The 20,872-nt window shown below is 71.0% G+C and carries 25 protein-coding genes; 10 read left to right on the top strand and 15 right to left on the bottom strand.

Annotation, left to right across the window (positions count from 1 at the left end; all coding sequences use genetic code 11):
* Positions 1–4 precede the first annotated feature (4 nt).
* On the bottom strand, positions 5–358 hold the full coding sequence (locus tag ACTWQF_RS19270; RefSeq protein ID WP_443280785.1) for a TlpA family protein disulfide reductase: 354 nt from the start codon (positions 356–358) through the stop codon (positions 5–7).
* Between the two features lie 115 nt (positions 359–473).
* On the opposite strand from ACTWQF_RS19270, the gene ACTWQF_RS19265 reads away from it, so the two are divergent.
* Entirely contained in the window at positions 474–1,193 is a 720-nt protein-coding gene (locus ACTWQF_RS19265) for a lysophospholipid acyltransferase family protein (protein WP_443280784.1), read from the top strand.
* A 143-nt stretch (positions 1,194–1,336) separates the two neighbouring features.
* Here ACTWQF_RS19265 and ACTWQF_RS19260 read toward each other — a convergent pair whose 3' ends face one another.
* The 5 genes from ACTWQF_RS19260 to ACTWQF_RS19240 form a co-directional block, all read right to left on the bottom strand.
* Complete coding sequence (locus ACTWQF_RS19260; protein WP_443280783.1) at positions 1,337–1,765, bottom strand: MarR family winged helix-turn-helix transcriptional regulator; 429 nt, start codon at positions 1,763–1,765, stop codon at positions 1,337–1,339.
* 270 nt (positions 1,766–2,035) lie between these two features.
* Positions 2,036–2,617, bottom strand: coding sequence for a transglutaminase-like domain-containing protein (locus ACTWQF_RS19255; protein WP_443280782.1), 582 nt, complete (start codon positions 2,615–2,617; stop codon positions 2,036–2,038).
* A 79-nt stretch (positions 2,618–2,696) separates the two neighbouring features.
* Positions 2,697–3,803: a threonine aldolase family protein gene (locus tag ACTWQF_RS19250; protein ID WP_443280781.1), complete on the bottom strand. Its 1,107-nt coding sequence runs from the start codon at positions 3,801–3,803 to the stop codon at positions 2,697–2,699.
* A complete protein-coding gene (locus ACTWQF_RS19245; RefSeq protein WP_443280780.1) occupies positions 3,782–4,573 on the bottom strand; it encodes an SDR family NAD(P)-dependent oxidoreductase in 792 nt (263 codons plus the stop codon). Before ACTWQF_RS19245 ends, ACTWQF_RS19250 begins: the two co-directional genes overlap by 22 nt.
* 53 nt (positions 4,574–4,626) lie before the next feature.
* Positions 4,627–6,042 carry a DUF6421 family protein gene (locus ACTWQF_RS19240; protein ID WP_443280779.1) on the bottom strand — a complete coding sequence of 472 codons (1,416 nt, stop codon included), beginning with the start codon at positions 6,040–6,042 and terminating at the stop codon, positions 4,627–4,629.
* A 247-nt stretch (positions 6,043–6,289) separates the two neighbouring features.
* Here ACTWQF_RS19240 and ACTWQF_RS19235 point away from each other — a divergent pair, with 247 nt between their 5' ends.
* Positions 6,290–6,973, top strand: coding sequence for a glycerophosphodiester phosphodiesterase (locus ACTWQF_RS19235; RefSeq protein ID WP_443280778.1), 684 nt, complete (start codon positions 6,290–6,292; stop codon positions 6,971–6,973).
* 86 nt (positions 6,974–7,059) lie between these two features.
* Here the strand turns inward: ACTWQF_RS19235 and ACTWQF_RS19230 are convergent, their stop codons facing one another.
* The gene (locus ACTWQF_RS19230) at positions 7,060–7,611 is read right to left on the bottom strand and encodes a GNAT family N-acetyltransferase (protein ID WP_443280777.1); all 552 of its coding nucleotides are present in this window, start codon (positions 7,609–7,611) and stop codon (positions 7,060–7,062) included.
* Between the two features lie 343 nt (positions 7,612–7,954).
* On the opposite strand from ACTWQF_RS19230, the gene ACTWQF_RS19225 reads away from it, so the two are divergent.
* A complete protein-coding gene (locus ACTWQF_RS19225) occupies positions 7,955–8,347 on the top strand; it encodes a VOC family protein (protein ID WP_443280776.1) in 393 nt (130 codons plus the stop codon).
* Here the strand turns inward: ACTWQF_RS19225 and pdxR are convergent.
* Positions 8,329–9,894, bottom strand: coding sequence for a MocR-like pyridoxine biosynthesis transcription factor PdxR (pdxR, locus tag ACTWQF_RS19220; protein WP_443280775.1), 1,566 nt, complete (start codon positions 9,892–9,894; stop codon positions 8,329–8,331). The two genes, ACTWQF_RS19225 and pdxR, sit on opposite strands and share 19 nt — an antisense overlap.
* A 28-nt stretch (positions 9,895–9,922) precedes the next feature.
* On the opposite strand from pdxR, the gene ACTWQF_RS19215 reads away from it, so the two are divergent.
* Positions 9,923–10,537, top strand: coding sequence for a LysE family translocator (locus ACTWQF_RS19215; protein ID WP_443280774.1), 615 nt, complete (start codon positions 9,923–9,925; stop codon positions 10,535–10,537).
* 49 nt (positions 10,538–10,586) lie between these two features.
* Positions 10,587–11,285, top strand: a complete 699-nt coding sequence (locus tag ACTWQF_RS19210; RefSeq protein ID WP_443280773.1) for a B3/B4 domain-containing protein — start codon at positions 10,587–10,589, stop codon at positions 11,283–11,285.
* 10 nt (positions 11,286–11,295) lie between these two features.
* Here the strand turns inward: ACTWQF_RS19210 and ACTWQF_RS19205 are convergent, their stop codons facing one another.
* From ACTWQF_RS19205 to ACTWQF_RS19195, 3 genes are all read right to left on the bottom strand, one after another.
* Positions 11,296–11,544 (bottom strand): hypothetical protein, encoded by a 249-nt coding sequence (locus ACTWQF_RS19205; RefSeq protein WP_443280772.1) that lies wholly within the window; start codon positions 11,542–11,544, stop codon positions 11,296–11,298.
* The gene (locus tag ACTWQF_RS19200) at positions 11,541–11,846 is read right to left on the bottom strand and encodes a hypothetical protein (RefSeq protein ID WP_443280771.1); all 306 of its coding nucleotides are present in this window, start codon (positions 11,844–11,846) and stop codon (positions 11,541–11,543) included. Before ACTWQF_RS19200 ends, ACTWQF_RS19205 begins: the two co-directional genes overlap by 4 nt.
* A gap of 133 nt (positions 11,847–11,979) precedes the next feature.
* Complete coding sequence (locus ACTWQF_RS19195; RefSeq protein ID WP_443280770.1) at positions 11,980–13,215, bottom strand: acyl-CoA dehydrogenase family protein; 1,236 nt, start codon at positions 13,213–13,215, stop codon at positions 11,980–11,982.
* A gap of 162 nt (positions 13,216–13,377) precedes the next feature.
* On the opposite strand from ACTWQF_RS19195, the gene ACTWQF_RS19190 reads away from it, so the two are divergent.
* A complete protein-coding gene (locus ACTWQF_RS19190) occupies positions 13,378–14,022 on the top strand; it encodes a TetR family transcriptional regulator (RefSeq protein ID WP_443280769.1) in 645 nt (214 codons plus the stop codon).
* Here the strand turns inward: ACTWQF_RS19190 and def are convergent.
* A complete protein-coding gene (def, locus tag ACTWQF_RS19185; RefSeq protein ID WP_443280768.1) occupies positions 14,019–14,597 on the bottom strand; it encodes a peptide deformylase in 579 nt (192 codons plus the stop codon). The genes ACTWQF_RS19190 and def overlap by 4 nt on opposite strands.
* 119 nt (positions 14,598–14,716) lie before the next feature.
* Here def and ACTWQF_RS19180 point away from each other — a divergent pair, with 119 nt between their 5' ends.
* The 4 genes from ACTWQF_RS19180 (at position 14,717) to ACTWQF_RS19165 (ending at position 18,251) form a co-directional block, all read left to right on the top strand.
* Entirely contained in the window at positions 14,717–15,955 is a 1,239-nt protein-coding gene (locus ACTWQF_RS19180; RefSeq protein WP_443246825.1) for a MurT ligase domain-containing protein, read from the top strand.
* A gap of 68 nt (positions 15,956–16,023) precedes the next feature.
* The gene (locus ACTWQF_RS19175) at positions 16,024–16,752 is read left to right on the top strand and encodes a type 1 glutamine amidotransferase (protein WP_433103792.1); all 729 of its coding nucleotides are present in this window, start codon (positions 16,024–16,026) and stop codon (positions 16,750–16,752) included.
* 187 nt (positions 16,753–16,939) lie between these two features.
* A complete protein-coding gene (locus tag ACTWQF_RS19170) occupies positions 16,940–17,896 on the top strand; it encodes a cytochrome c oxidase assembly protein (protein ID WP_443280767.1) in 957 nt (318 codons plus the stop codon).
* 181 nt (positions 17,897–18,077) lie between these two features.
* Positions 18,078–18,251, top strand: a complete 174-nt coding sequence (locus tag ACTWQF_RS19165) for a hypothetical protein (RefSeq protein WP_443280980.1) — start codon at positions 18,078–18,080, stop codon at positions 18,249–18,251.
* 187 nt (positions 18,252–18,438) lie between these two features.
* On the opposite strand, the gene ACTWQF_RS19160 is transcribed toward ACTWQF_RS19165, so the two are convergent.
* The 3 genes from ACTWQF_RS19160 to ACTWQF_RS19150 all read right to left on the bottom strand — a co-directional run bounded on the left by ACTWQF_RS19160 (position 18,439) and on the right by ACTWQF_RS19150 (position 20,821).
* On the bottom strand, positions 18,439–18,978 hold the full coding sequence (locus tag ACTWQF_RS19160; RefSeq protein ID WP_443280766.1) for a type 1 glutamine amidotransferase domain-containing protein: 540 nt from the start codon (positions 18,976–18,978) through the stop codon (positions 18,439–18,441).
* A gap of 93 nt (positions 18,979–19,071) precedes the next feature.
* Positions 19,072–19,899, bottom strand: coding sequence for an ABC transporter permease (locus ACTWQF_RS19155; RefSeq protein ID WP_443280765.1), 828 nt, complete (start codon positions 19,897–19,899; stop codon positions 19,072–19,074).
* Between the two features lie 94 nt (positions 19,900–19,993).
* Positions 19,994–20,821, bottom strand: a complete 828-nt coding sequence (locus ACTWQF_RS19150; protein ID WP_443280763.1) for an ABC transporter ATP-binding protein — start codon at positions 20,819–20,821, stop codon at positions 19,994–19,996.
* Positions 20,822–20,872: the final 51 nt, after the last annotated feature.

The raw sequence follows: 20,872 nt of genomic DNA, 5'->3' as shown, positions 1-20,872 counted from the left end.
GGGTTCACGCGATGGCGAGGCCCAGGGCCGCGATGACGTCCGGCTTGCGGGGCTGGCCCGTGGCTCGCTTCACGATGCGCCCCTCGGCGTCGAGGACGAGGACCGAGGGCGTACCTGTGACGCCCAGCTCCCGCACCAGGGCCAGATGCTCCTCCGCGTCGATCTCGATATGGGCGACGCCGTCGACCATGGCGGCCACCTCGGAGAGGGTGCGCCGGGTGGCGCGGCAGGGCTGGCAGAAGGCGCTGGAGAACTGGACGAGGGTGGCCCGCTCCCCCAGGCCGTCCGCGGCACCGAGCGCCTCGGCGCTCACCAGGTCCACCCGCTCCGCCACGAAGTCCTCCATTCCCGCGTCCATAGGGACAAGTCTGCCGTGAGGGTAGCCAGGAGCAACGCTTTGGGGAACGATCTGCCGGAGTCGGAAGTTACGCGCCCGTAAGTACCGGCATCCCGAGACGAAGGGTTCCCCCGACGTGGCAGATCTCCTCTACCCGCCGGTGATCGGTGCAGCGCGAGCGTGGTTCAAGGCTCTCGACCTGCGCTTCGACATCCGCGGCACCGCCCATGTGCCCTTGAGCGGCGGCGCCGTACTGGTGAGCAACCACATCAGCTACCTGGATTTCGTCTTCACCGGCCTGGCGGCCCGCCCCGCCAAGCGTCTGGTGCGGTTCATGGCCAAGGAGTCGGTCTTCCGGCACAAGGTCTCCGGACCGCTGATGCGCGCGATGAAGCACATACCGGTGGACCGCTCGCGCGGCGAGGACGCGTACGCGCACGCGCTCAAGGCGCTGCGGTCGGGCGAGGTCATCGGCGTCTTCCCGGAGGCGACCATCTCGCCCTCCTTTACGCTCAAGGAATTCAAGACCGGCGCTGCCCGGCTGGCCCAGGAGGCGCGGGTGCCGCTGGTCCCGATGGCGCTGTGGGGTACGCAGCGGCTGTGGACCAAGGGCCACAAGCGGGACTTCGGCCGCAACCACTTCCCCGTCAGCATCCACGTCGGCGAACCGGTCGAGGCCGGCCAGGAGGAGTCGGCACTCAGCGTCACCGAGCGGCTGAGGGAGCGGATGCACGAGCTGCTGGAGGCCGCCCAGCGCGCCTACCCGGCCACCGCGCAGAGCCCTGCCGACGCCTGGTGGCTGCCCGCCCACCTGGGCGGCACGGCACCAACACCGGCGCAGGCCAACGCGCTGTAGGGCCCTGGCGCAGAGTGCCCAAGCTTCGCAGGGGGACGCGCCCCGTAAGGAGCGCGGGGAACTGCGCGATCAGCCACAACCGGGCCGCAGCCCGCGAACGACGGACAGGGGCACCCACTCACCGGAACAACGGAAGGGCACACCTACCGGCCCGCATCCGCGAGGGCGCGCAGCAGCGGGGCGGTCGCCAGCACCCGTTCGACCTCCTCCTCCGGCAGCGCGCCGAGGCGCTCCAGAAGCACCTCGGCCTCGCCGTGCGCCACGCCGCGCAGCGCGCCGACCCCCTCCTCGGTGACGGCCACCCGCGTGGCGCGGCCGTCGGTGGGGTCGGGTTCCCGGCGTACGAGGCCGAGCGTCTCCAACTCGGCGACGACGGCGGTGGCGGTCGGCTGGGAGCAGGGGACCCGGTCGGCGATGACGCCGATCCTGCTGGGACCGGCCTCCGTCAGCAGGGACAGGGCTATCAGTTGAGTGGGTTGCAGCCCGCCCGTCGGGCTGGCCCGGCGCAGCGACCGCAGCAGCCGGTGCAGGGCCAGGACCATCTCGAACGCCGCGTCCTGCCGGGTCCCCATCGCTCCCCCATGGGCTCGTCCTGATCGGATCCGGAGATCGCCAGCTGATCAGGTCTTGATCGGATCAGGAGAGTGTAAGCGTCGGCGCATACATGTCGATCCACAGCGCCAGGTCCAGGACACGCTCCGGACCGCGCCGGCCGGTCTGGGTGGTCTTGCCGCGTCTCGACCTTGACCGCGCGCTCCAGCCAGTCCCTGCTGACGAGGTCGAAGACCTGGTGGGAGGGCTTGGCCGGCAGGTCCTTCGGTACGCCGGGGACGGGTGGCGGGTTACAGCGCCGTGTCCAGCCGCTGCCACAGCTGGGCGCGGTCGGTGGCCTGCCGCAGCGCGCGCAGGACGACCGGGTGGGGCTCGGCGTAGAGCACCGGATAGTCGCACTCTCCCTTCTCCGGCCACACGGAGAAGGCGAGCTGCTCACGGTCCAGGCTGAACTGGGCGTTCACGCCGGGCTTGTTGCCCCGCGCATCCTGCCGCACCCAGCGCCGAGCGCCTGGGAGCCGCAGCGCGATCAAGCCGTGCAGCACGTTCAGTTTCTGGTAGCAGAACCCCGCCGGGATGCCCTCCGCGCGCAACAGGGCCACCAGAGCGTGGGACTTGGCGTGACAGATACCGACCCGCTGGTCCAGCACATCGGAGGCACGCCAGGTGATGCGCCAGTCCCCCACATCGGCGGAGTGCGGGATGGTGTCGCGGACGAACTCGTAGGCGGCGCGGGCATATGCGGCCAGATCACCGTCCGTCCCGGCACTCAGCCGGGCAGCCGTTTCGCGGACCAGCGGATGGGTGTGGTCGACGACATCGTCGGCGGCGAGGTAGGCGGACTCGTCAGCGGTGACGGGAGTGAGCATCATGCCGCGTCAGCGTACGGGGCGGCCCGCCGCAACTCAATGGAATTACGGCGGGCTGCATAAATATGCAGCCCGCCAGGCGCTAGCGGACCATCTCCTCGCGAAGGGCGGCGAGGAAGCCGTCGACGTCCTGCTCGGTGGTGTCGAACGAGCACATCCAGCGCACCTCGCCTGCGGACTCGTCCCAGAAGTAGAAGCGGTAGCGCTTCTGGAGGCGTTCGCTCACATCGTGCGGCAGGCGCGCGAAGACGGCATTGGCCTGCACCGGGTAGCAGATCTCCACCCCGGCCACTTCCCGGACGCCTGCGGCGAGCCGCTGCGCCATGGCGTTGGAGTGCCGTGCGTTACGCAGCCACAGATCCCCCGCCAGCAGCGCCTCCAGCTGCACCGATATGAAGCGCATCTTGGAGGCCAGCTGCATCGACAGCTTGCGCAGATGCTTCATATGGCGGACCGCGTCCGGGTTGAGCACGATGACGGCCTCGCCGAAGAGCATGCCGTTCTTGGTGCCGCCGAAGGAGAGGATGTCCACACCTGCCGCGTTGGTGAACGCGCGCATCGGAACGTCCAGCGCCGCCGCCGCGTTGGCGATACGCGCCCCGTCGAGGTGCACGAGCATCCCGCGCTCGTGTGCGTGCTCGCACAGGGCACGGATCTCCTCCACCGTGTAGAGGGTGCCGAGCTCGGTGTTCTGCGCGAAGGAGACCACCTGCGGCATGGCGCGGTGCTCGTCGTCCCAGCCGAACGCCTCCCGGTCGATCAGCTCGGGGGTGAGCTTGCCGTCCAGGGTCGGCACGGTGAGCAGCTTGAGGCCGCCGACCCGCTCCGGGGCACCGCACTCGTCGACGTGGATGTGCGCGGTGTCGGCGCAGATGACGGCGCCCCAGCGGTCGGTCAGCGCCTGGAGCGCGACGACGTTGGCGCCGGTGCCGTTGAAGACCGGGAACGCCTCGGCACGCCGGCCGAAGTGGCTGCGGACGACGGTCTGGAGGTGTTCGGTGTACTCGTCTGCGCCGTAGGAGGACTGATGACCGCCGTTGGCCACCGCCAGCGCCGCCAGGATCTCCGGATGCGCACCCGCGTAGTTGTCACTGGCGAAGCCACGGACGTCCGGGTCGTGCCGGCGCCTGGCATCGGTGGCCGGCGCCGGCCCGGACGCGGGTTGGTTCAGGTGTTGGGCGTCAGCCACAGGCGGGTTCCGTTCAGCTCTTCGGCGGACTTGTTCCAGGTGTCGACAATGGCCTTCGCGAGGTCCTTGACGTCCGTGAAGCCCGCGAACTTCGCATTCGGCCTGTCGGCGCGCATCTGGTCGTTCACCAGTGCCTTCACCACCAGGATCACAGCGGCCGCCGGTGGCCCCTCCGCACCCCCCGCCTTGCGGAAGGAGTCGCCGAGCGCCAGCGTCCACGCCTCGGCAGCCGCCTTGGACGCGGCGTAGGCGGCGTTGCCCGCGGTCGGCTTGCTGGCGCCCAGCGCGCTGATCAGCAGGAACCGGCCGTCTTCCGCGCGCTTGAGCGGGGCCTCGAAGGCGAGCGAGGTGTGCTGGAGGGTCCGGACGAGGAGGTTGTGCAGGGTGTCCCAGTCGGCCAGGTCGGTCTCGGCGAACGAGGCCGAGCCGCGCCAGCCGCCGACCAGGTGCACCAGACCGTCGACACGGCCGAACTCCTTCTCGGTCTTGTCCGCCCACGCCCGGGTCTCCTCCAGGCTGAGCAGATCGACGGTGTCGCCGGTGACGGTGGCTCCCCCGTGGGCGAACCGCGCGGCGTCCACGGCCTGCGCCAGGCGCTCCGCGTCCGCATCACAGGCCACCACGGTGGCGCCCTCCTCGGCGAGCCGCAGCAGCGTGGCCTGGCCCGCGGGCCCGGCCGCTCCGGCGACCGCGATCACGCGTCCTTGGAGGTTGCCCTCCCCGTTGCCCTCGTAGCCGCGCTGTGTCGTCGTGTCCGTGATGCCCGTCATCTCCGTCGCCTCCTCGCGCTCCTGCCCTCCGCTGTGCCCTTGGGGCGCCCCGCTCATGCGGCGGTGGCCTGGACCGGGTCGGCAGCGGTGATGCCCTGAGTCGATGCGATCACACTCCGGAGCTTCTTCGCGAGGGCTTCGTAGAACATGCTGAGCGGAAACTCGTCAGGCAGCACCTCGTCCACCAGCTTGCGCGGCGGGAGCGTCAGGTCCAGCGCTTCCGGGCCCTTGACCCACCTCGAGCCCGGGTGCGGGGCCAGATAGCGGGAGACCAGCTCGTACGCCTTGAACCAGTGGACGATCTTGGGCCGGTCGATGCCTGCGCGGTAGAGCGTCTCGATCTCCTCGCGCAGCGCGACGGTGACCTCGCGGGCGCGGTCCCAGTCGATGGACAGCCTGTTGTCCCGCCAGCGCAGTGCGTCGTGCTGGTGCAGATAGGCGAAGAGCAGCTGTCCGCCGAGGCCGTCGTAGTTGCGCTTGCGCTCACCGGTGACCGGGAAGCGGAAGAGCCGCTCCAGGATCATCGCGTACTGCACGTCGCGGCCCTGCGGGTAGCCGTCGGCCTCCAGCTTCACCCCCTCGTGGAAGGCAGTCAGGTCGCAGCGCAGCTCCTCGAGGCCGTACATCCAGAACGGCTGCCGCTGCTTGATCATGAAGGGGTCGAAGGGCAGGTCGCCATGGCTGTGGGTGCGGTCGTGGACCATGTCCCACAGCACGAACGCCTGCTGGCAGCGCCCCTGGTCGGCCAGCAGCTCCTGGGCGTCCTCGGGGAGTTCGAGGCTGGTGACCTCGCAGGCCGCCTGGACGACGCGGCGGAAGCGGGCTGCCTCACGGTCGCAGAAGATGCCGCCCCAGCTGAAGCGCTCGGGCGCCTCCCGCACGGCGATGGTCTCCGGGAAGAGTACGGCGGAGTGGGTGTCGTAGCCGGAGGTGAAGTCCTCGAAGGTGATACCGCAGAAGAGCGGGTTGTCGTAGCGGGTGCGCTCCAGCTCGGCCAGCCAGTCGGGCCAGACCATCCGCAGGACGACAGCCTCCAGATTGCGGTTCGGGTTGCCGTTCTGCGTGTACATCGGGAAGACGACCAGATGCTGGAGGCCGTCGGCGCGGTTCTGCGCGGGCTGGAAGGCGAGCAGCGAGTCGAGGAAGTCCGGCACGCCGAAGCCGTCGTCGGCCCAGCGGCGCAGGTCGGTCACGAGGGCACGGTGGTAGTCGGCGTCGTGCGGCAGCAGCGGGGAGAGTTCCTGCACGGCGGCCACGACACGCTCCACCTCCTCCCGCATCTCCTGGCGGGTGGGTGCGCCCTCGGCGTCGAAGTCGATGGAGCCGTCCTTGGACTGCGCGGGGCGTACGACCTCCACGGCGGCCTTCAGCACCGGCCAGGCGGGGTGCGCGGCCACGCTCTCGGCGGCTCCGCCCTCGGACGGCGAAACACCGCCCCGAGCGGGCGCGGGCGAAAGAATTTCCGTCATGTTGACCCCTTCACAGGAGAAACTCGCGTAAGGAAACCGTATACGTGAGAGCGTCCCCTCTCAAGGGGAGGGATCAAGAGATTATCCTGTGCGCTCCCACGCAGGCCGCTGTTTTTCCTGTGATCTGCGGCCGATACCGCTGCCCTTTCCAGTTCTCCCGGGGTTCCCACGGCCTCCGGCGGCATGCGGGGCCCGGACCGCTAGTCTGGCGATCCACTGCCGTCCCCGCACGAAAGCGAGAGCGCCCGTGCCACTGCTCACCGTCGGACACCGCGGAGTGATGGGCGTCGAGCCCGAGAACACGCTGCGCTCCTTCGTCCGCGCCGAACGCGAAGGGCTCGACGTCGTCGAACTCGACCTGCATCTGAGCAAGGACGGCGAGCTGGTGGTGATGCACGACGCCGATGTGGCGCGTACGACCGACGGCAGCGGCCCGATCAGCGACTTCACCCTGGCCGAGCTGCGCGAGCTGGACGCGGGTCAGGGCGAGCGGGTGCCGGTCTTCGACGAGGTCGTGGACGCGGTCGGCAGCCCGCTCCAGGCGGAGATCAAGGACCGCGCCGCGGCGCGGGTGCTCGCCGAGACCATCCACAGGCGGGAGTTGCACGAGAGGGTCACGGTGATCTCTTTCCACGCCGAGGCGCTGCGCGAGACCCGCGAGCACCTGCCGGACATCCCGATCGTGCTGGTGGCTGGGCGCTCCTCGCCCACAGCGCCGGAACGGGCCCAGGAACTGGGCGCGGGGATGATCTCCCTGGAGCTCCAGCACGTGGACGCGGACATCGTCGGCCGCGCCCACGCCGCCGGGATCAAGGTCATCAGCTGGACCGTCAACACCGACGACGAGCTGGCCCGCGCCCGGGAGCTGCGGCTGGACGGGGTGGTCACGGACATGCCGGCCATCAAGCGGGCCGCCGGACAGCTGGGCTGAGGCCGCCGCCTTGCCGCCGGACCTTCGGCGGCGAGCGTCCGGCGGGGGCTTCGAGGGGCTCCGCCACAGCGCGCGCGATCACTCACTCACTCCAGCGGTTTGACCAAGAGCTCGAAGGCAAGGTCGTCGCGCTGGGGGATGCCGAAGCGTTCGTCGCCGTAGGGGAAGGGGCTCAGCTCGCCCGTGCGGGTGTAGCCGCGGCGCTCGTACCAGGCGATCAGGTCCTCACGTTGCCGGATCACCTGCATCTGCATCTGCTTGGCGCCCCACTCCGCACGCACCGTGCGCTCGGCCTCGGCCAGCACGGCACGGCCGACCCCGCCGCCCTGGAGCAGCGGACTGACGGCGAACATACCGAAGTACGCCTCCGCGCCCCGGTGTTCGAGCTGGCAGCAAGCGATGACGGCGCCGTCCCGTTCGACGACCAGCATGATGCTCTTCGGGCCACGGACCACGGCGGCGACCCCCTCCGGGTCGGTGCGCCGGCCGTCCAGCAGATCGGCCTCTGTGGTCCAGCCCGCACGGCTCGCTTCGCCCCGGTAGGCGGACTCCACGAGCTCGGTCAGGGCGGGGATGTCTGCCTCGACGGCGCGGCGGAAGGTCAGGGGCAGCTCGCCCCGCTGTGCGGTGTCGCTCATGTCCGCCGACCCTATCCGGAGGGGCGCGGGCTGTGTCTGGCGGATCTTGCGTACCCCGCATGGTGGGCTGCGCTTGCCCACCATGCGCCCTGGGGGTACTCCCTGCTCGAAGAGCTTGGGGGCGCAGACTGCCCAAGCACAGCAGGGGGACGCGCCCCGTAAGGGGCGCGGGGAACTGCTCCCCTGGGGGCACCTCCCGGCCGGAGGCTGGGGGACTCCGGCCGGGAGGTGCCCCCACCAGCCACAACGTGCCCGCAGCCTGCGGACGCCAGACAGGGGCACCCCATGCCCAGCACTCGGCAGGGGGCGAACAAGATGCGCGGACCAGCCCTAGAGTGCGGGCATGGTGCACGTACTGAGCAGCCGGGTACTGCTGCGGCCTACCGACCCGGACAGGTCGCGGGCCTTCTACGGCGACACGCTCGGCCTGGAGATCGCTCGCGAGTTCGGTACGGGGCCCGAGCGCGGCACCGTCTACTTCCTGGGCGGCGGCTTCCTCGAGGTCTCCGGGCGGACCGACGAGCCCCCCACCCCCACCCTCCAGCTCTGGCTCCAGGTCGCCGACGCCGACGCCGCGCACGAGGAGCTGCGGGCGGCGGGGGCGGAGATCCTGCGGCCGCCGGTCAAGGAGCCCTGGGGCCTGATCGAGGTGTGGATCGCCGACCCGGACGGCCACCGCCTCGTACTGGTGCAGATTCCCGCGGACCATCCGCTGCGTTACCGGCCGGGGATCTGACTCCGGTCGAGGGCGGGGATTCCGTTCGGGGGCCGCTGGGCGTTGGTGGTCAGCAAGGAGGAGAGCAGGGCGATGCCTTCGGCGATGGCGGTGGGAGTGGCGGCGGCGTAGCCGAGGACGAGTCCGGGGCTGTCGGGCCGCTGGGTGTGCCAGGACAGGGGCTGGGTCTTGACGCCGTGCGCGAGGGCGCGGGAGGCCAGCGCGGTGTCGCTGACGCCGGGCGGCAAGGTGACCATCAGGTGCAGCCCCGCGGCGGCGCCGTGGACGCGCGCGTACGGCAGGTGTGAGCGGATGGCCGCGATCATGGCGTCGCGGCGGGCCCGGTGGCGGCGCCGGAGCAGCCGTAGCTGGCGTTCGAAGGCGCCGGACTCCATCAGCCGCGCGAGCACCAGCTGCGGCAGCGCGGCATTGCCGAGGTCGGCGAAGCGTTTGGCGTCGGTCAGCGCCGCACGGTAGCGGGCGGGTGCGAGCAGCCAGCCGATGCGGAGGGCGGGTGCGAGGAGTTTGGAGACGCTGCCGGCGTAGCAGACGTGGTCCGGCGCCATCGCACCGAGCGCCGCAACCGGGGCCCGGTCGTAGCGGTGTTCGGCGTCGTAGTCGTCCTCGACGATCAGGCCGCCCTCCCCCGCCCAGCGCACCAGCTCCCGGCGGCGCTCGCCGCCGAGGACGACGCCGGTGGGGAACTGGTGCGCCGGAGTCAGCAGCACGGCGCGCGCCCCGGTGGCACGGAGCGCGTCGACCCGTACGCCTTCGGAGTCCACGGGTACGGGCGGCGTCGCCAGCCCCCAGCTGTGCAGATGCTGGCGGGCGCCGAGGGAGCAGGGGTCCTCGACGGCGAGCCGGTCGGTGCCCTCGGCGCGCAGCACCTGCGCCACCAGGCCGAGCGCCTGCGCGGTACCGGCGACGATGATGATGTCCTCGGGCTCCGCCGTGATGCCCCGGTTGACCCGCAGCCAGCCGGCGACCGCGCGGCGCAGCGCGAGGGTGCCGCGGGGGTCGCCGTATCCGAGGTCGGAGGCGGCCAGTTCGGCCAGCACGGCACGTTCGGCCCGCAGCCAGGCGGTGCGGGGGAACGCGGCGAGGTCCGGCAGCCCCGGCGACAGGTCGATCCGCGCGTGCGCCGCGCGGAACGCGTCGAAGACATCGGCCCCGGGTGGTACGTCGAACAGCCCGGAGGCTGTGGGGGGACCGGCGGCGGTCCCGGTGGCAGCCGTGCTGTGCGCCCCGTTCAGCGGAGTGGTCGCCACCACGGTGCCCGCGCGGCCCCGGCCCACCACATGGCCGTCCTCGACCAGACGGCGGTAGGACTCGGTCACCACACCCCGCGACACCTTGAGGTCGGCGGCCAGGACGCGGGTGGCGGGCAGCCGGCTGCCGGTCGGCAGCCGGCCGTCGGCGATGGCGCGCCTGATCTCGCCGACGAGCCAGTCCGACAGCCCGCCCCGGGGTACCTCGTCGGCGCTGAGCTGGAGGAAGTCGGAGGCGGCGGGGGCGTCGGAAGCCCCCTTTACGGTCCAGTCGAACGAAGATCCTTTGGCTCTGTTCACAGGCCCATTGTGCCGAGAGGGTCAAGGCATGGAGTTTCTGCTGACCACCCTGGTGATCGTGGTGACCCCGGGCACGGGCGTCCTGTTCACGATCGCCGCCGGGCTCTCGCACGGCAGGCGGGCAAGCCTGGTGGCCGCCCTCGGCTGCACGCTCGGCACCCTCCCGCAGGCGCTTGCCGCCATCACCGGCCTCGCCGCGCTGCTGCACACCAGCACGGTGGCGTTCCAGGTCCTCAAGTACGTGGGCGTCGCCTATCTGCTGTGGATGGCCTGGAGCACGCTGCGGGACAAGAGCGCGCTGACGGCGCAGGACCCGGACGACGCGGCCGGGAGGGCTCCGCGCACGGCGTCGAGGGTCGTCGTGTCAGCCGTACTGCTCAACGTCCTCAACCCGAAACTGACGCTGTTCTTCGTGGCGTTCCTGCCGCAGTTCGTACGCGAGGACGATCCGCACGCCGTGCTGCGTATGACGGAACTGAGCGCCGTCTTCGTGCTGCTGACCCTGGTGGTCTTCGCCGGTTACGGACTGGCGGCGGCAACCATGCGCGCTCACGTCATCTCCCGGCCGCGGGTGGTGCGGTGGATGCGCCGGGTCTTCGCCGGTACGTTCGCCGCACTCGGCGCCCGCCTCGCCTTCTTCTGACCGCTCCGGCTCTGCCGCCGGAACACCGAACCCCGGAGACAACACCACCATGCACTTCGCCCACTCCCCGCAACTGTGGCGGGACTTCCCCCGGTTGGTGCCGGGCGTCCTGCACGCCAAGGGCATCACGGCCGCAGCCTCCGTCGACGACCCCACAAGGCAGCTGTGCGCGCGGGCGGCGGCCCGCAACGCCGAGGGCGGGGGCCAGGAGAGCGGGCTGCCGCAGATCCAGGCGTGGCGGCGGGCCTTCGCGGAACTGGGACTCAAGCCGACCCAGTACCGCTGTGCCGCCGAGTCGCTGCTGCGACGGTTCCGCAAGGAGGGAGCGCTGCCGCGGATCCATCCGTTGATCGACCTGTGCAACGCCGCCTCGCTCGCCTTCGCGATCCCGGTGGGCGTCTTCGACCTGGGGCGGATCACCGGCGACCTGTGGGTACGGCATGCGGACGGTGACGAGGTCTACGAGACCTTCGCCGGGAGCGAGGAGCATCCCGAGCCGGGCGAGGTGATCTTCGCCGACGACGCGCGCCGGGCCCACGCCCGCCGCTGGACCAACCGGCAGAGCGGCCACTCCGCCGTACGGGAGGAGACCGGCGAGGTGCTGATCGTCGTCGAAGCCCTGCACGAGACGGCCCCGGGTGAGGTGGCCGAGCTGATGGACGTACTCGCCGACGCACTGCGCACGCACTGGGCGGTCACCCCGCGCTCAGCCGTCCTCACCCGGCAGGCTCCCCGCTTCGAGCTGTAGTGCCGTCCCGTCAGCCGACGACGTCGACGAGGGTGACTCGTCCCGTGTGGTCGCTGATGAGGAGGATGGTGAGGGCGCCGGGGAGGGTGGCGCAGCGGATGCGGACAGGCCCGTCGGTGTCGAGGCCGTAGGGCTGCGTGGCCGTGTCGGGGTCGTCTTCCAGCTGCGGGATGAGGTTGAAGAAGGCGAACTGCGCTTCGGTGGATAAGGCGGCGATGAGTTCCAGGGCGTGCGGGTCGCGCTCGAAGTGCCAGGTCACGCCGCGTTGTGCCCTTGCTGCTGCCTCATCTGCTGCTCCCACTGTTCCCAGGCGGCTTGTGATTGGGGTGTCTCACGGTACTCGGGTGGGAGCTGTCCGTCGCCGTGTTCGGTGCATCCGCGAAGCCGTTCTGCGTGGGCCAGGGCTTCCTGCAGCCGTTCGACGTGCTGCTGCCAGCGGGCGATGGTGTCGGGGAGCTGGTCGACGGGGGTGAGGTTCACATCGCGCCAGAACTGTTGCCGCTGGTCGGGGTGTGGGAGGGCGTGGGCGAGGCTGTCGATGGTCCACGGCTGGTCGCTCACGGCCGGCCTCCCGCCTTGATCAGTTCATGGTGCGTGATTCCCCGATGAGACACGAGGTTAGCGCGGTGGCGGGGTGTGGTGTACAGCTGTGGGCACATACGTCGATCGAGGCCCCCGCCCCCAGGGTCTTCCCTCAGCGGATCGGCATACCCGACAGGGTGCGGGCTATGACCAGGCGCTGGATCTCACTGGTGCCCTCGAAGATGGAGTAGATCGCCGCGTCCCTGTGCATCCGCTCGACCGGGTACTCGCGTGTGTAGCCGTTGCCGCCGAGGAGCTGGATGGCCTGGGCCGTCACCTTCTTGGCCGTCTCGCTGGCGAACAGCTTGGACATGGAGCCCTCGGCCGACTCGAACTTGCGGCCCGCGACGCCCATCCAGGACGCCCGCCACACAAGCAGCCGGGCGGCGTCGACGCTGGTGCGCATGTCGGCCAGCTGGAAGGCGACGCCCTGGTTGTCGATGACGGGGCGGCCGAACTGCTCGCGCGTCTTGGCGTATTCGAGCGCGACCTCGTACGCGGCACGCGCGGTACCGACCGCCATGGCGCCGACGGCGGGGCGGGACGCCTCGAAGGTGGCCATGGCCGCGTTCTTGATCCTCTCCCCACTCCCCTTCTTCGCCCGCTCCCGGGCACGGGCCAGCCGCTCGTCCAGCTTCTCCTTGCCGCCGAGCAGGCAGTGTCCTGGCACCCGGACGTCGTCGAGCACGACTTCGGCGGTGTGCGAGGCGCGGATGCCGTGCTTCTTGAACTTCTGGCCCTGCGACAGACCGGGGGTGCCGGGGGGAACGATGAAAGAGGCGTGGCCCTTGGAGCCGAGCTCGGGGTCGACACTGGCGACGACGACGTGGACATTGGCGATCCCGCCGTTGGTGGCCCAGGTCTTGGTTCCGTTGAGGACCCACTCGTCCTTGGCCTCGTCGTAGACGGCGCGGGTGCGCATGGAGGCCACATCGGAGCCGGCGTCCGGCTCGGAGGAGCAGAAGGCGGCGACCTTGACGTCGTTGGCGTCGCCGTACATCTGCGGCACCCAGGTGCCGATCTGCTCCTCGGTGCCGTTGGCGAGCACTCCGACGGCGGCGAGTCCGGTGCCGACGATGGACAGTGCGATGCCCGCGTCCCCCCAGAACAGCTCCTCCATCGTCATGGGGATACCGAGTCCGGTGGGGTCGAAGTACTGCTGCGCGTAGAAGTCGAGCGAGTACAGCCCGATCTTGGCGGCCTCCTGGATGATCGGCCAGGGGGTCTCCTCGCGCTCGTCCCATTCGGCGGCTGCGGGGCGCATCACATCGGCCGCGAACCCGTGGAGCCAGTCCCGGACTTCCTTCTGGTCGTCGTTGAGATCCAGTGCGAACTCGGTCTCGGCCATCGTCGCGGTCCTCCGCCTGTCTGAGAAGCTCGTTACCATCGGTAATCCGCAGTCTGTTACCCGTCAGTAGCCTCTGTCAACTCCCGTTCGCCGAGGCATCCGTGCACGTGAGGGTGTTACGTTGCGGCCCGGGAATCGCAGACAGGGGCGGGGAGAAGCACCATGGAGACCACACGGCAGCCCGACCGGGCCGACAGCGCCGAGCAGCGCCGCAGGCAGCTGCTGGAGGCCGCCGAGCGGGTCGTGCTCCGCGAGGGTCCCGGGGCCTCCATGAACGCGATCGCCGCCGAGGCAGGCATCACCAAGCCCATCCTCTACCGGCACTTCGGCGACAAGGGCGGCCTCTACCGCGCACTCGCCGCCCGGCACACCGACGCACTGCTGTCCTCCCTGCGGGCCGCGCTGGACGCTCCCCGCGAGCGGCGCGAGCGCGTGGAGGCCACCCTGGACACCTATCTGGCCGCCATCGAGGCCCATCCGCAGGTCTACAGGTTCCTGATGCATCCGGCCGAGGACTCCTCCACCAGCGAGCGCGGCTTCGATGTGGGCCAGCACTCGGCACCGCTGCTGCGGCGGCTGGGCGAGGAACTGGCCAAGGTGATCGCCGAACGGCTCGACCTGGGGCCGGAGAGCGAGGAGCTGGCGCGGGTGTGGGGGCACGGGATCGTCGGCATGATGCATGCCGCCGGGGATTGGTGGCTGCGGGAAAAGCCCTGCGAGCGGGCCAAGTTGGTACGGCACCTCGCGGATCTGCTGTGGGGCAGGCTGGCAGCGGCGGGCGACCGGGTGGGAGGGCCCCGGTTCTAGACCCCGGTCTCCGTCCCGGCCTCGGGCGGCAGCGGCCGGGACCAGCCCGCCCTGCGCACCGCGCGCAGCGCACGGCGGCGGGCCCACCCCGTGAGCCGGTCGGTGTAGACGCTGCCCCTCAGATGGTCGTACTCGTGCTGGAGGCAGCGCGCGAAATATCCGGTGCCCTCGATGCGCACCGGTGCGCCGGTCATGTCCTCGCCCTCGATGACGGCCACGTCGCTGCGCGGGGTGGGGGCTTCCAGCCCGGGCAGGGAGAGACAGCCTTCGGGCCCGCGCACGGTCACCCCGTCGACCCGCACCAGATGCGGGTTGACCACATGGCCCCGGTGGCGGCGGTCCTCGTCGTCGGGGCAGTCGAAGACGAACACCCGCAGCGGCACCCCGATCTGACAGGCCGCCAGCCCGACCCCGTGCGCTGCGTACATGGTCGCGTACAGATCCTCCACCAGTACGGGCAGCGAGCCGCGGTCGCCGGCCGCGACCGGGCGGCTGGGGGTGTGCAGCACCGGATCGCCGTACGTTCGCAGCGGATGTACGGCACCTGTGGCGCCGGGGATGGGGCCGCGTCGCATGGCTGCCAGCCTACGCCCGGCGCCGCACTGTCGATCTTCGCAGGGGTGGCGCGGTCGGGGGCCCGGCGGGATCTCGGTAGGCTTCTCTCCTACGCGAGGGGCAAGGAGGTTCAGACACGATGGCAGGCAACACGGAGCCGCTGTCGCCGCGGTCCCGGCTGGCCGTGACGGCGGGCAAGGCAGCCGCGGCGGTGTCGCGGGCTGCGGGCCGCGGCAGCGGGTCGGTGATCGGCGGGAAGGTGGCGCTCAAGCTCGACCCCGACCTGCTGCAGCGGCTGGCCCAGCACCTGGACGTGATCCTGGTATCCGCGACCAACGGCAAGACGACGACCACCCGGCTGATCGCCGAGGCGCTGCGCGCCAACGGTGAGGTGGTCTCCAACGCACTGGGCGCCAACATGCCTGCCGGTATCACCTCGGCGCTGGCCGGCGGCTCGAACGCGCGCTACGGCGTCATCGAGGTGGACGAGAAGTACCTGTCCGGTGTGGCCAGGGACGTGACGCCGAAGGCCATAGCGCTGCTGAACCTCTCGCGTGACCAGCTCGACCGTGCGGCGGAGACCCGGATGCTCGCCGAGCGCTGGCGCGAGGGCCTCTCGGGCCAGAAGGCCGTCATCGTGGCGAACGCCGACGACCCGCTGGTCGTCTGGGCAGCCTCCTCCTCCCCCAACGTGGTCTGGGTCGCCGCGGGCCAGGAGTGGAAGGACGACGCCTGGTCCTGCCCGGCGTGCGGCGGTGTGATGCAGCGCCCCGGCGACGACTGGTTCTGCGCCGAGTGCGGCTTCCGCCGTCCCACGCCGACCTGGGCCCTCTCCGGCGACCATGTGCTGGACCCGCACGGCTCCGCCTGGCCCATCCACCTCCAGCTCCCCGGCCGGGCCAACAAGGCGAACGCCGCCACCTCCGCGGCCGTGGCCGCAGCGTTCGGGGTGCCGCCACAGGTCGCGCTGGAGCGGATGTTCGCGGTCAAGGCCGTCGCCGGACGGTACGACGTCGTGCAGTACCAGGGCCGGGACATGCGGCTGCTGCTGGCGAAGAACCCCGCCGGCTGGCTGGAGACGTTCTCGCTGATCGACCCGCCGCCCACCCCGGTCATCCTTTCGGTGAACGCACGCGGCGCGGACGGCACCGACACCTCGTGGCTGTGGGACGTGGACTACGGGCGGCTGGCCGGGCACCCGATCTGTGTCATCGGCGACCGGAAGCTGGACCTGGCGGTGCGGCTGGAGGTCGCGGGCGTGGACTTCCAGGTGTGCGAGAACCCCGCGGACGCCGTACGCCGGTGCCCGCCCGGACGGATCGAGACCATCGCCAACTACACCGCGTTCCAGGACCTGCGCCGCGCCGTCGGCAACTGATCACCCGTATCTTGGGATTCCGGGCCGCCTGCGCCCGACCCATCGATCCGCTCAAGGAGACTGGCGGCATGAGTGACACGAGTCTGCGTCTGGTCTGGGTCTATCCCGACCTGCTGAGCACGTACGGCGACCAGGGCAACGCGCTCGTGGTGGAGCGGCGGGCGCGGCAGCGCGGGCTGGACGTCCAGCGGCTGGACGTCCGCTCCGACCAGCCGATCCCGACGTCCGGCGACATCTATCTGATCGGCGGCGGCGAGGACCGGCCGCAGCGGCTGGCGGCCGAGCGGCTGCTGCGTGACGGCGGTCTGAACCGGGCCGTGGACAACGGCGCCATCGTCTTCGCGGTGTGCGCCGGCTACCAGATCATGGGGCACGAGTTCGTCAACGACCTGGGCGAGCGCTCGGCCGGGCTCGGGCTGCTGGATGTGATCAGCACCCGCGGCGAGGCCGAGCGGTGCGTGGGCGACGTCCTCGGCGACGCCGACGAGCAGCTGCGCCTCCCCCAGCTCACCGGTTTCGAGAACCACCAGGGCGTCACCCACCTCGGCCCCGGGGTGCGCCCGCTGGGCCGGGTGCGGCTCGGCAACGGCAACGGCACGGGCGACGGCACCGAGGGCGCTTGGCGGGACACCGTCTTCGGGACGTATCTGCACGGCCCGGTGCTGGCCCGTAACCCGCAGATCGCGGACCTGCTGATCAAGCTGTCGCTCGATGTGAACGCGCTGCCACCGACCGATGACACCTGGTACGAGGCGCTGCGCCAGGAGCGGATCGCGGCGGCGACACAGCCCGCCTGACCGCCGTCCCCGGCACTTCCTGCCCCTTCCCGGCCTTCTGGTCCTCCCCGGTTGTTCCGGCTCCTCACCGGCGGCCGGTTTCCGCTCGTGCGACGCGACCGCCCGCCTGGGCCGCCCCCATGGGGGCGGCCCAGGCGGGCGGTTCTAGTCTGGTACGGGCTTATCGGTCGGTTGCGGGAGAGTTCGGATGGATCACGGCGGGCACGGCATGACGATGGACCTACCGCCGTTCACGGTCGCACGGGGGCTGGAGTTCACGGGCGACCCGTTCTTCCTGGTGGGGTGTCTGCTGGCGCTCGCGCTCTACGGCTGGGGCGTGGTGCGGCTGCGGTGCAGAGGCGACAGCTGGCCGGTGGGGCGCACCGTGGGCTTCGCGGCGGGCGTGGCCTCGGTGGCGCTGGTGATGTGCACGGCGCTCAACGAGTACGGCATGGTGCTTTTCAGCGTGCACATGGTGCAGCACATGGTGATCAGCATGCTGTCGCCGATCCTGCTGCTGCTGGGCGCCCCCGTCACGCTGGCGCTGCGTGCGCTGCCGTCGGCGGCCCGTAGCCAGGGGATGCGCAAGGGGCCGCGGGAACTGCTGGTGGCGCTGCTGCACAGCCGCTATGTGCGGGTGATCTCGCACCCGGCGTTCACCATCCCGCTGTTCATCGCCAGCCTGTACGCGCTGTACTTCACGCCGCTGTTCGACTTCCTGATGGCCTCCAAGGCCGGGCACGTCGCGATGATGGTGCACTTCCTCGCCGTCGGCCTGGTCTTCTTCTGGCCGATCATGGGTGTGGACCCGGGCCCGCACCGCCCCGGCTATGTGATGCGGATGCTGGAACTGTTCGCGGGGATGCCGTTCCACGCCTTCTTCGGCATCGCGCTGATGATGGCTTCCGAACCGATGGTGGAGACCTACGCCGACCCGCCGGCCTCGCTGGGCGTCAGCGCGCTCTCCGACCAGACGGCGGCCGGGGGTATCGCCTGGGCGTTCAGCGAGATCCCCTCGGTGCTGGTGCTGATCGCCCTGGTGTTCCAGTGGTACGTCACCGAGCAGCGGCAGGCCCGCCGCCGGGACCGCAAGGCCGACCGGGACGGCGACAAGGAACTGGCCGCCTACAACGCCTACCTCGCCTCCCTCCAGCCCAGGGAGTGAGCTGCCCGTCCGTCTGGCCGCCCGTCTGCGCACCGGGGCGCGGGAGGGCGGAGGACATGGGCGCATCGGAGTGCGCAGTGGCGCACGGGGCCGCGGGCGGGTGACCATAGGGACTTGGCCGCGGCCCTTGTGCGTGCGCGACCCGTGCGTCCCGGGGCCGCCGGGAGAGGACGGTGTTGTGATGTCCGGGATGACGCGCATGCCGGTGTCCGCGAAGGCCATGACCGTGTGCACGGTCGTGGGCCTTGTGGTGGTGACGGCGTACACCGCGGCGCTGGGGAGCAGCGGGTGGCTGTGGTTCTGCTGGGTCGTACTGGGACTGGTCACCCTGGGTGTGTTCACGACGCGTGAGTGAGCCGACGCGCGGGGTCGGCTCGCCGGGAACCTGAGGGCGCGCCGCGGAACAACGGGGCGCAGATGAACGGGAGCGCTGAACAACGGGGGAACCGGAAGGCAGCAGACAGCCGGGCCCCGCGGTCCGTCCTTGCGGGCGGAGCGCGGGGCCCGGCCGTCGTAGCCGTGGCTGGAAGGTGGTGGGACAGTCAGCTGCCGGCGCCGAACTCGGTCAAGACCGCCTTGTCGAACGCTTCGAGATCGCCCGGCCTACGGCTGGTGATCAGCTTGTTGTTGCCGCCGTCGCAGACCTTGACCTGCTCGTCGACCCAGTTTCCGCCGGCGTTGCGGATATCGGTGCGCAGGCTCGGATACGAGGTCAGGGTGCGGCCCCGCACCACATCGGCCTCGACCAGCGTCCAGGGCCCGTGGCAGATCGCGGCGACGGGCAGTCCCGCGTCGAAGAAGCCCTTCACGAAGGCGACAGCCTTCTCGTCGGTGCGCAGGAAGTCCGGGTTGGCGACACCGCCGGGCAGCACGAGCCCGTCGAAGTCGGCAGGTTCGGCCTGCGAGACAAGTTGGTCGACGGGGAAGGTGTCGGCCTTGTCGAGGCGCTTGAACGCCTGGACGGTCTTCCCACGGGTGGAGAGCAGGACAGGCGTGCCGCCTGCCTCCTTGACGGCGTCCCACGGGTCGGTCAGCTCGATCTGTTCGGCGCCCTCGGGCGCGACGAGAAAGGCAACACGCACGTGCCTCACGTCCTTTCCGTCATCTCGCGTGCGCCCAGCGGGTCCCCACCGAACAAGCACATATGCGTAAGTGCACGGGCGCGGCCTGCCGGTTCAGCGCCGCTTGGCACGGCCCCTGCTCGTACGGCCGAAGAGGCGGGCGGCTGCCATCAGACACAGGACCGCCAGCACGACGGTGACGGCGGCGCCCGCGGCGACGGTGACGGTGGCCAGTTCACCGCGGAAGACGTCACGTACGGCGTCGACGGTGTAGCGGAACGGCACGGCGCGGGAGACACCCTCCAGCCAGTCGGGGGCGAGGCTCATGGGCAGCAGCAGACCGGAGAGGAGCATCAGCGGCATCACAGCGGTGTTGGCGACGGCGGCGAATTCGGGCGGGGTCGCGATCCGCATGGCCAGGCCGTGCGAGAGGGCGGCGAGCGCTCCGGACAGTACGGCGATGAAGGCCAGGCCGACGACGATTCCCCACAGCGGGGCGCGCAGCCCGAAGGCGAGACCGAGCAGGATGAGCAGCACGCTCTGTGCGACGAGTTGGACCACGTCGCGCAGGGCCCGCCCGAGCAGCATCGCCGTCGGGCTGACGGGGGTGACACGCATCCGATCGACCACACCCGTGTTGCGCTCCACCAGCAGCCCGAGCCCCACGTACGAGCCGCCCAGCAGGGCGAGTTGGACGAGGACCCCGGGCACGAAGGTCTGCCATGAGGAGCCGTCGACACCCAGGTCGAGACCGGTCAGGAGCGGGCCGAAGAGGGAGAGGAACAGCAGCGGCTGGAGCATGCCGAAGAACATGCTGGTCTTCGAGCGCAGGGTCGCGCGCAGACAGCGGCCGAAGATGAGGCCGGTGTCGGCGGCGAGGTGCCGGAGCCGGTCGAGGGGTGGGGTGGGCGTCGTGGCAACGACGGCGGTGCTGGTGGTCATGGCGGTTCCGTAGGGAGGCGGCCGGCCCTGGCACGGGCCGGCGTCGGGTGGGGGTGGTCAGCTGTGGATACCGGTCATCGGCCGTCGGCGGGTGTCAGACGGCCACCGGCTGGTGGCTGGGGCCGCGTCCGGTGAGGGCGAGGAAGGCGTCCTGGAGGGAGGCGCCGGGGCCCGGCCCGTATGCGCGCTTGAGCGCTTCCGGGGTGCCCTCGGCGACGGTTCGGCCGCCGTCGACGACGACAACGATGCGGTCGGCGAGGGCGTCGGCCTCGTCCAGATAGTGCGTGGTGAGGAAGACGGTGGTCCCCCGCTCCCGGCGGATGCGGCGGACCAGCTCCCACAGTTCGGCGCGGCTGCCCGGGTCGAGGCCGGTGGTGGGCTCGTCCAGGAAGAGGACCTCGGGGTGGTTGACGAGTCCGAGGGCGATCTCCAGCCGGCGGCGCTGGCCGCCGGAGAGGGCTGCGGTCGGCCGGTCCAGCAGAGCGGTCAGACCGAGCTCCTCCGCCAGGTCGTCGGCGCGGTGCCGGGCCTCCTGCTTGGGCATACGGTGCAGCCGGGCCTGGGTGACCAGCTCCTCGCGGACCCCGCAGGCCGGGTCGAGACCGCCCGCCTGTGCGACATAGCCGATGCGCGACCGTACGGCCGACGGCTCGGCGAGCAGGTCGTGTCCCGCGACGCTGGCCTCGCCGCCGGTGGGGCGCAGCAGCGTCGTGAGCATCCGGAGGGTGCTGGTCTTCCCGGCGCCGTTCGGGCCGAGGAAGCCGAGGATCTCGCCGCACGGGACGGACAGTTCGATGCCGCGCACGGCATGCACGGGGCCGGTCTTGAGGGCGTAGGTGAGGGTGAGCCCGCGGACGTCGAGGGCGAGCCGGGCCGGTGGAGACGACGTGGGCGTGGGGGCAGGCGTGGGTGTCCGTGTCATGCCGCCGATGGAAACACAGTGGACTGCAAAAGCACAATGTATTTCAGTTTT

Source organism: Streptomyces sp. 8N114, assembly GCF_052245835.1.
GTDB lineage: Bacteria > Actinomycetota > Actinomycetes > Streptomycetales > Streptomycetaceae > Streptomyces.
The sequence above is the reverse complement of the archived record's forward strand: the minus strand, read 5'-3'. Positions and strand labels throughout refer to the sequence as shown.

Bases quoted from the DNA above. Each gene is read 5' to 3' on its own strand.
- ACTWQF_RS19270 (WP_443280785.1), bottom strand. From the start codon at position 358: ATGGACGCGGGAATGGAGGACTTCGTGGCGGAGCGGGTGGACCTGGTG.
- ACTWQF_RS19260 (WP_443280783.1), bottom strand. From the start codon at position 1,765: ATGGGGACCCGGCAGGACGCGGCGTTCGAGATGGTCCTGGCCCTGCAC.
- ACTWQF_RS19255 (WP_443280782.1), bottom strand. From the start codon at position 2,617: ATGATGCTCACTCCCGTCACCGCTGACGAGTCCGCCTACCTCGCCGCC.
- ACTWQF_RS19245 (WP_443280780.1), bottom strand. From the start codon at position 4,573: ATGACGGGCATCACGGACACGACGACACAGCGCGGCTACGAGGGCAAC.
- ACTWQF_RS19240 (WP_443280779.1), bottom strand. From the start codon at position 6,042: ATGACGGAAATTCTTTCGCCCGCGCCCGCTCGGGGCGGTGTTTCGCCG.
- ACTWQF_RS19230 (WP_443280777.1), bottom strand. From the start codon at position 7,611: ATGAGCGACACCGCACAGCGGGGCGAGCTGCCCCTGACCTTCCGCCGC.
- ACTWQF_RS19225 (WP_443280776.1), top strand. From the start codon at position 7,955: ATGGTGCACGTACTGAGCAGCCGGGTACTGCTGCGGCCTACCGACCCG.
- ACTWQF_RS19215 (WP_443280774.1), top strand. From the start codon at position 9,923: ATGGAGTTTCTGCTGACCACCCTGGTGATCGTGGTGACCCCGGGCACG.
- ACTWQF_RS19210 (WP_443280773.1), top strand. From the start codon at position 10,587: ATGCACTTCGCCCACTCCCCGCAACTGTGGCGGGACTTCCCCCGGTTG.
- ACTWQF_RS19195 (WP_443280770.1), bottom strand. From the start codon at position 13,215: ATGGCCGAGACCGAGTTCGCACTGGATCTCAACGACGACCAGAAGGAA.
- ACTWQF_RS19190 (WP_443280769.1), top strand. From the start codon at position 13,378: ATGGAGACCACACGGCAGCCCGACCGGGCCGACAGCGCCGAGCAGCGC.
- def (WP_443280768.1), bottom strand. From the start codon at position 14,597: ATGCGACGCGGCCCCATCCCCGGCGCCACAGGTGCCGTACATCCGCTG.
- ACTWQF_RS19180 (WP_443246825.1), top strand. From the start codon at position 14,717: ATGGCAGGCAACACGGAGCCGCTGTCGCCGCGGTCCCGGCTGGCCGTG.
- ACTWQF_RS19175 (WP_433103792.1), top strand. From the start codon at position 16,024: ATGAGTGACACGAGTCTGCGTCTGGTCTGGGTCTATCCCGACCTGCTG.
- ACTWQF_RS19170 (WP_443280767.1), top strand. From the start codon at position 16,940: ATGGATCACGGCGGGCACGGCATGACGATGGACCTACCGCCGTTCACG.
- ACTWQF_RS19165 (WP_443280980.1), top strand. From the start codon at position 18,078: ATGTCCGGGATGACGCGCATGCCGGTGTCCGCGAAGGCCATGACCGTG.
- ACTWQF_RS19155 (WP_443280765.1), bottom strand. From the start codon at position 19,899: ATGACCACCAGCACCGCCGTCGTTGCCACGACGCCCACCCCACCCCTC.
- ACTWQF_RS19150 (WP_443280763.1), bottom strand. From the start codon at position 20,821: ATGACACGGACACCCACGCCTGCCCCCACGCCCACGTCGTCTCCACCG.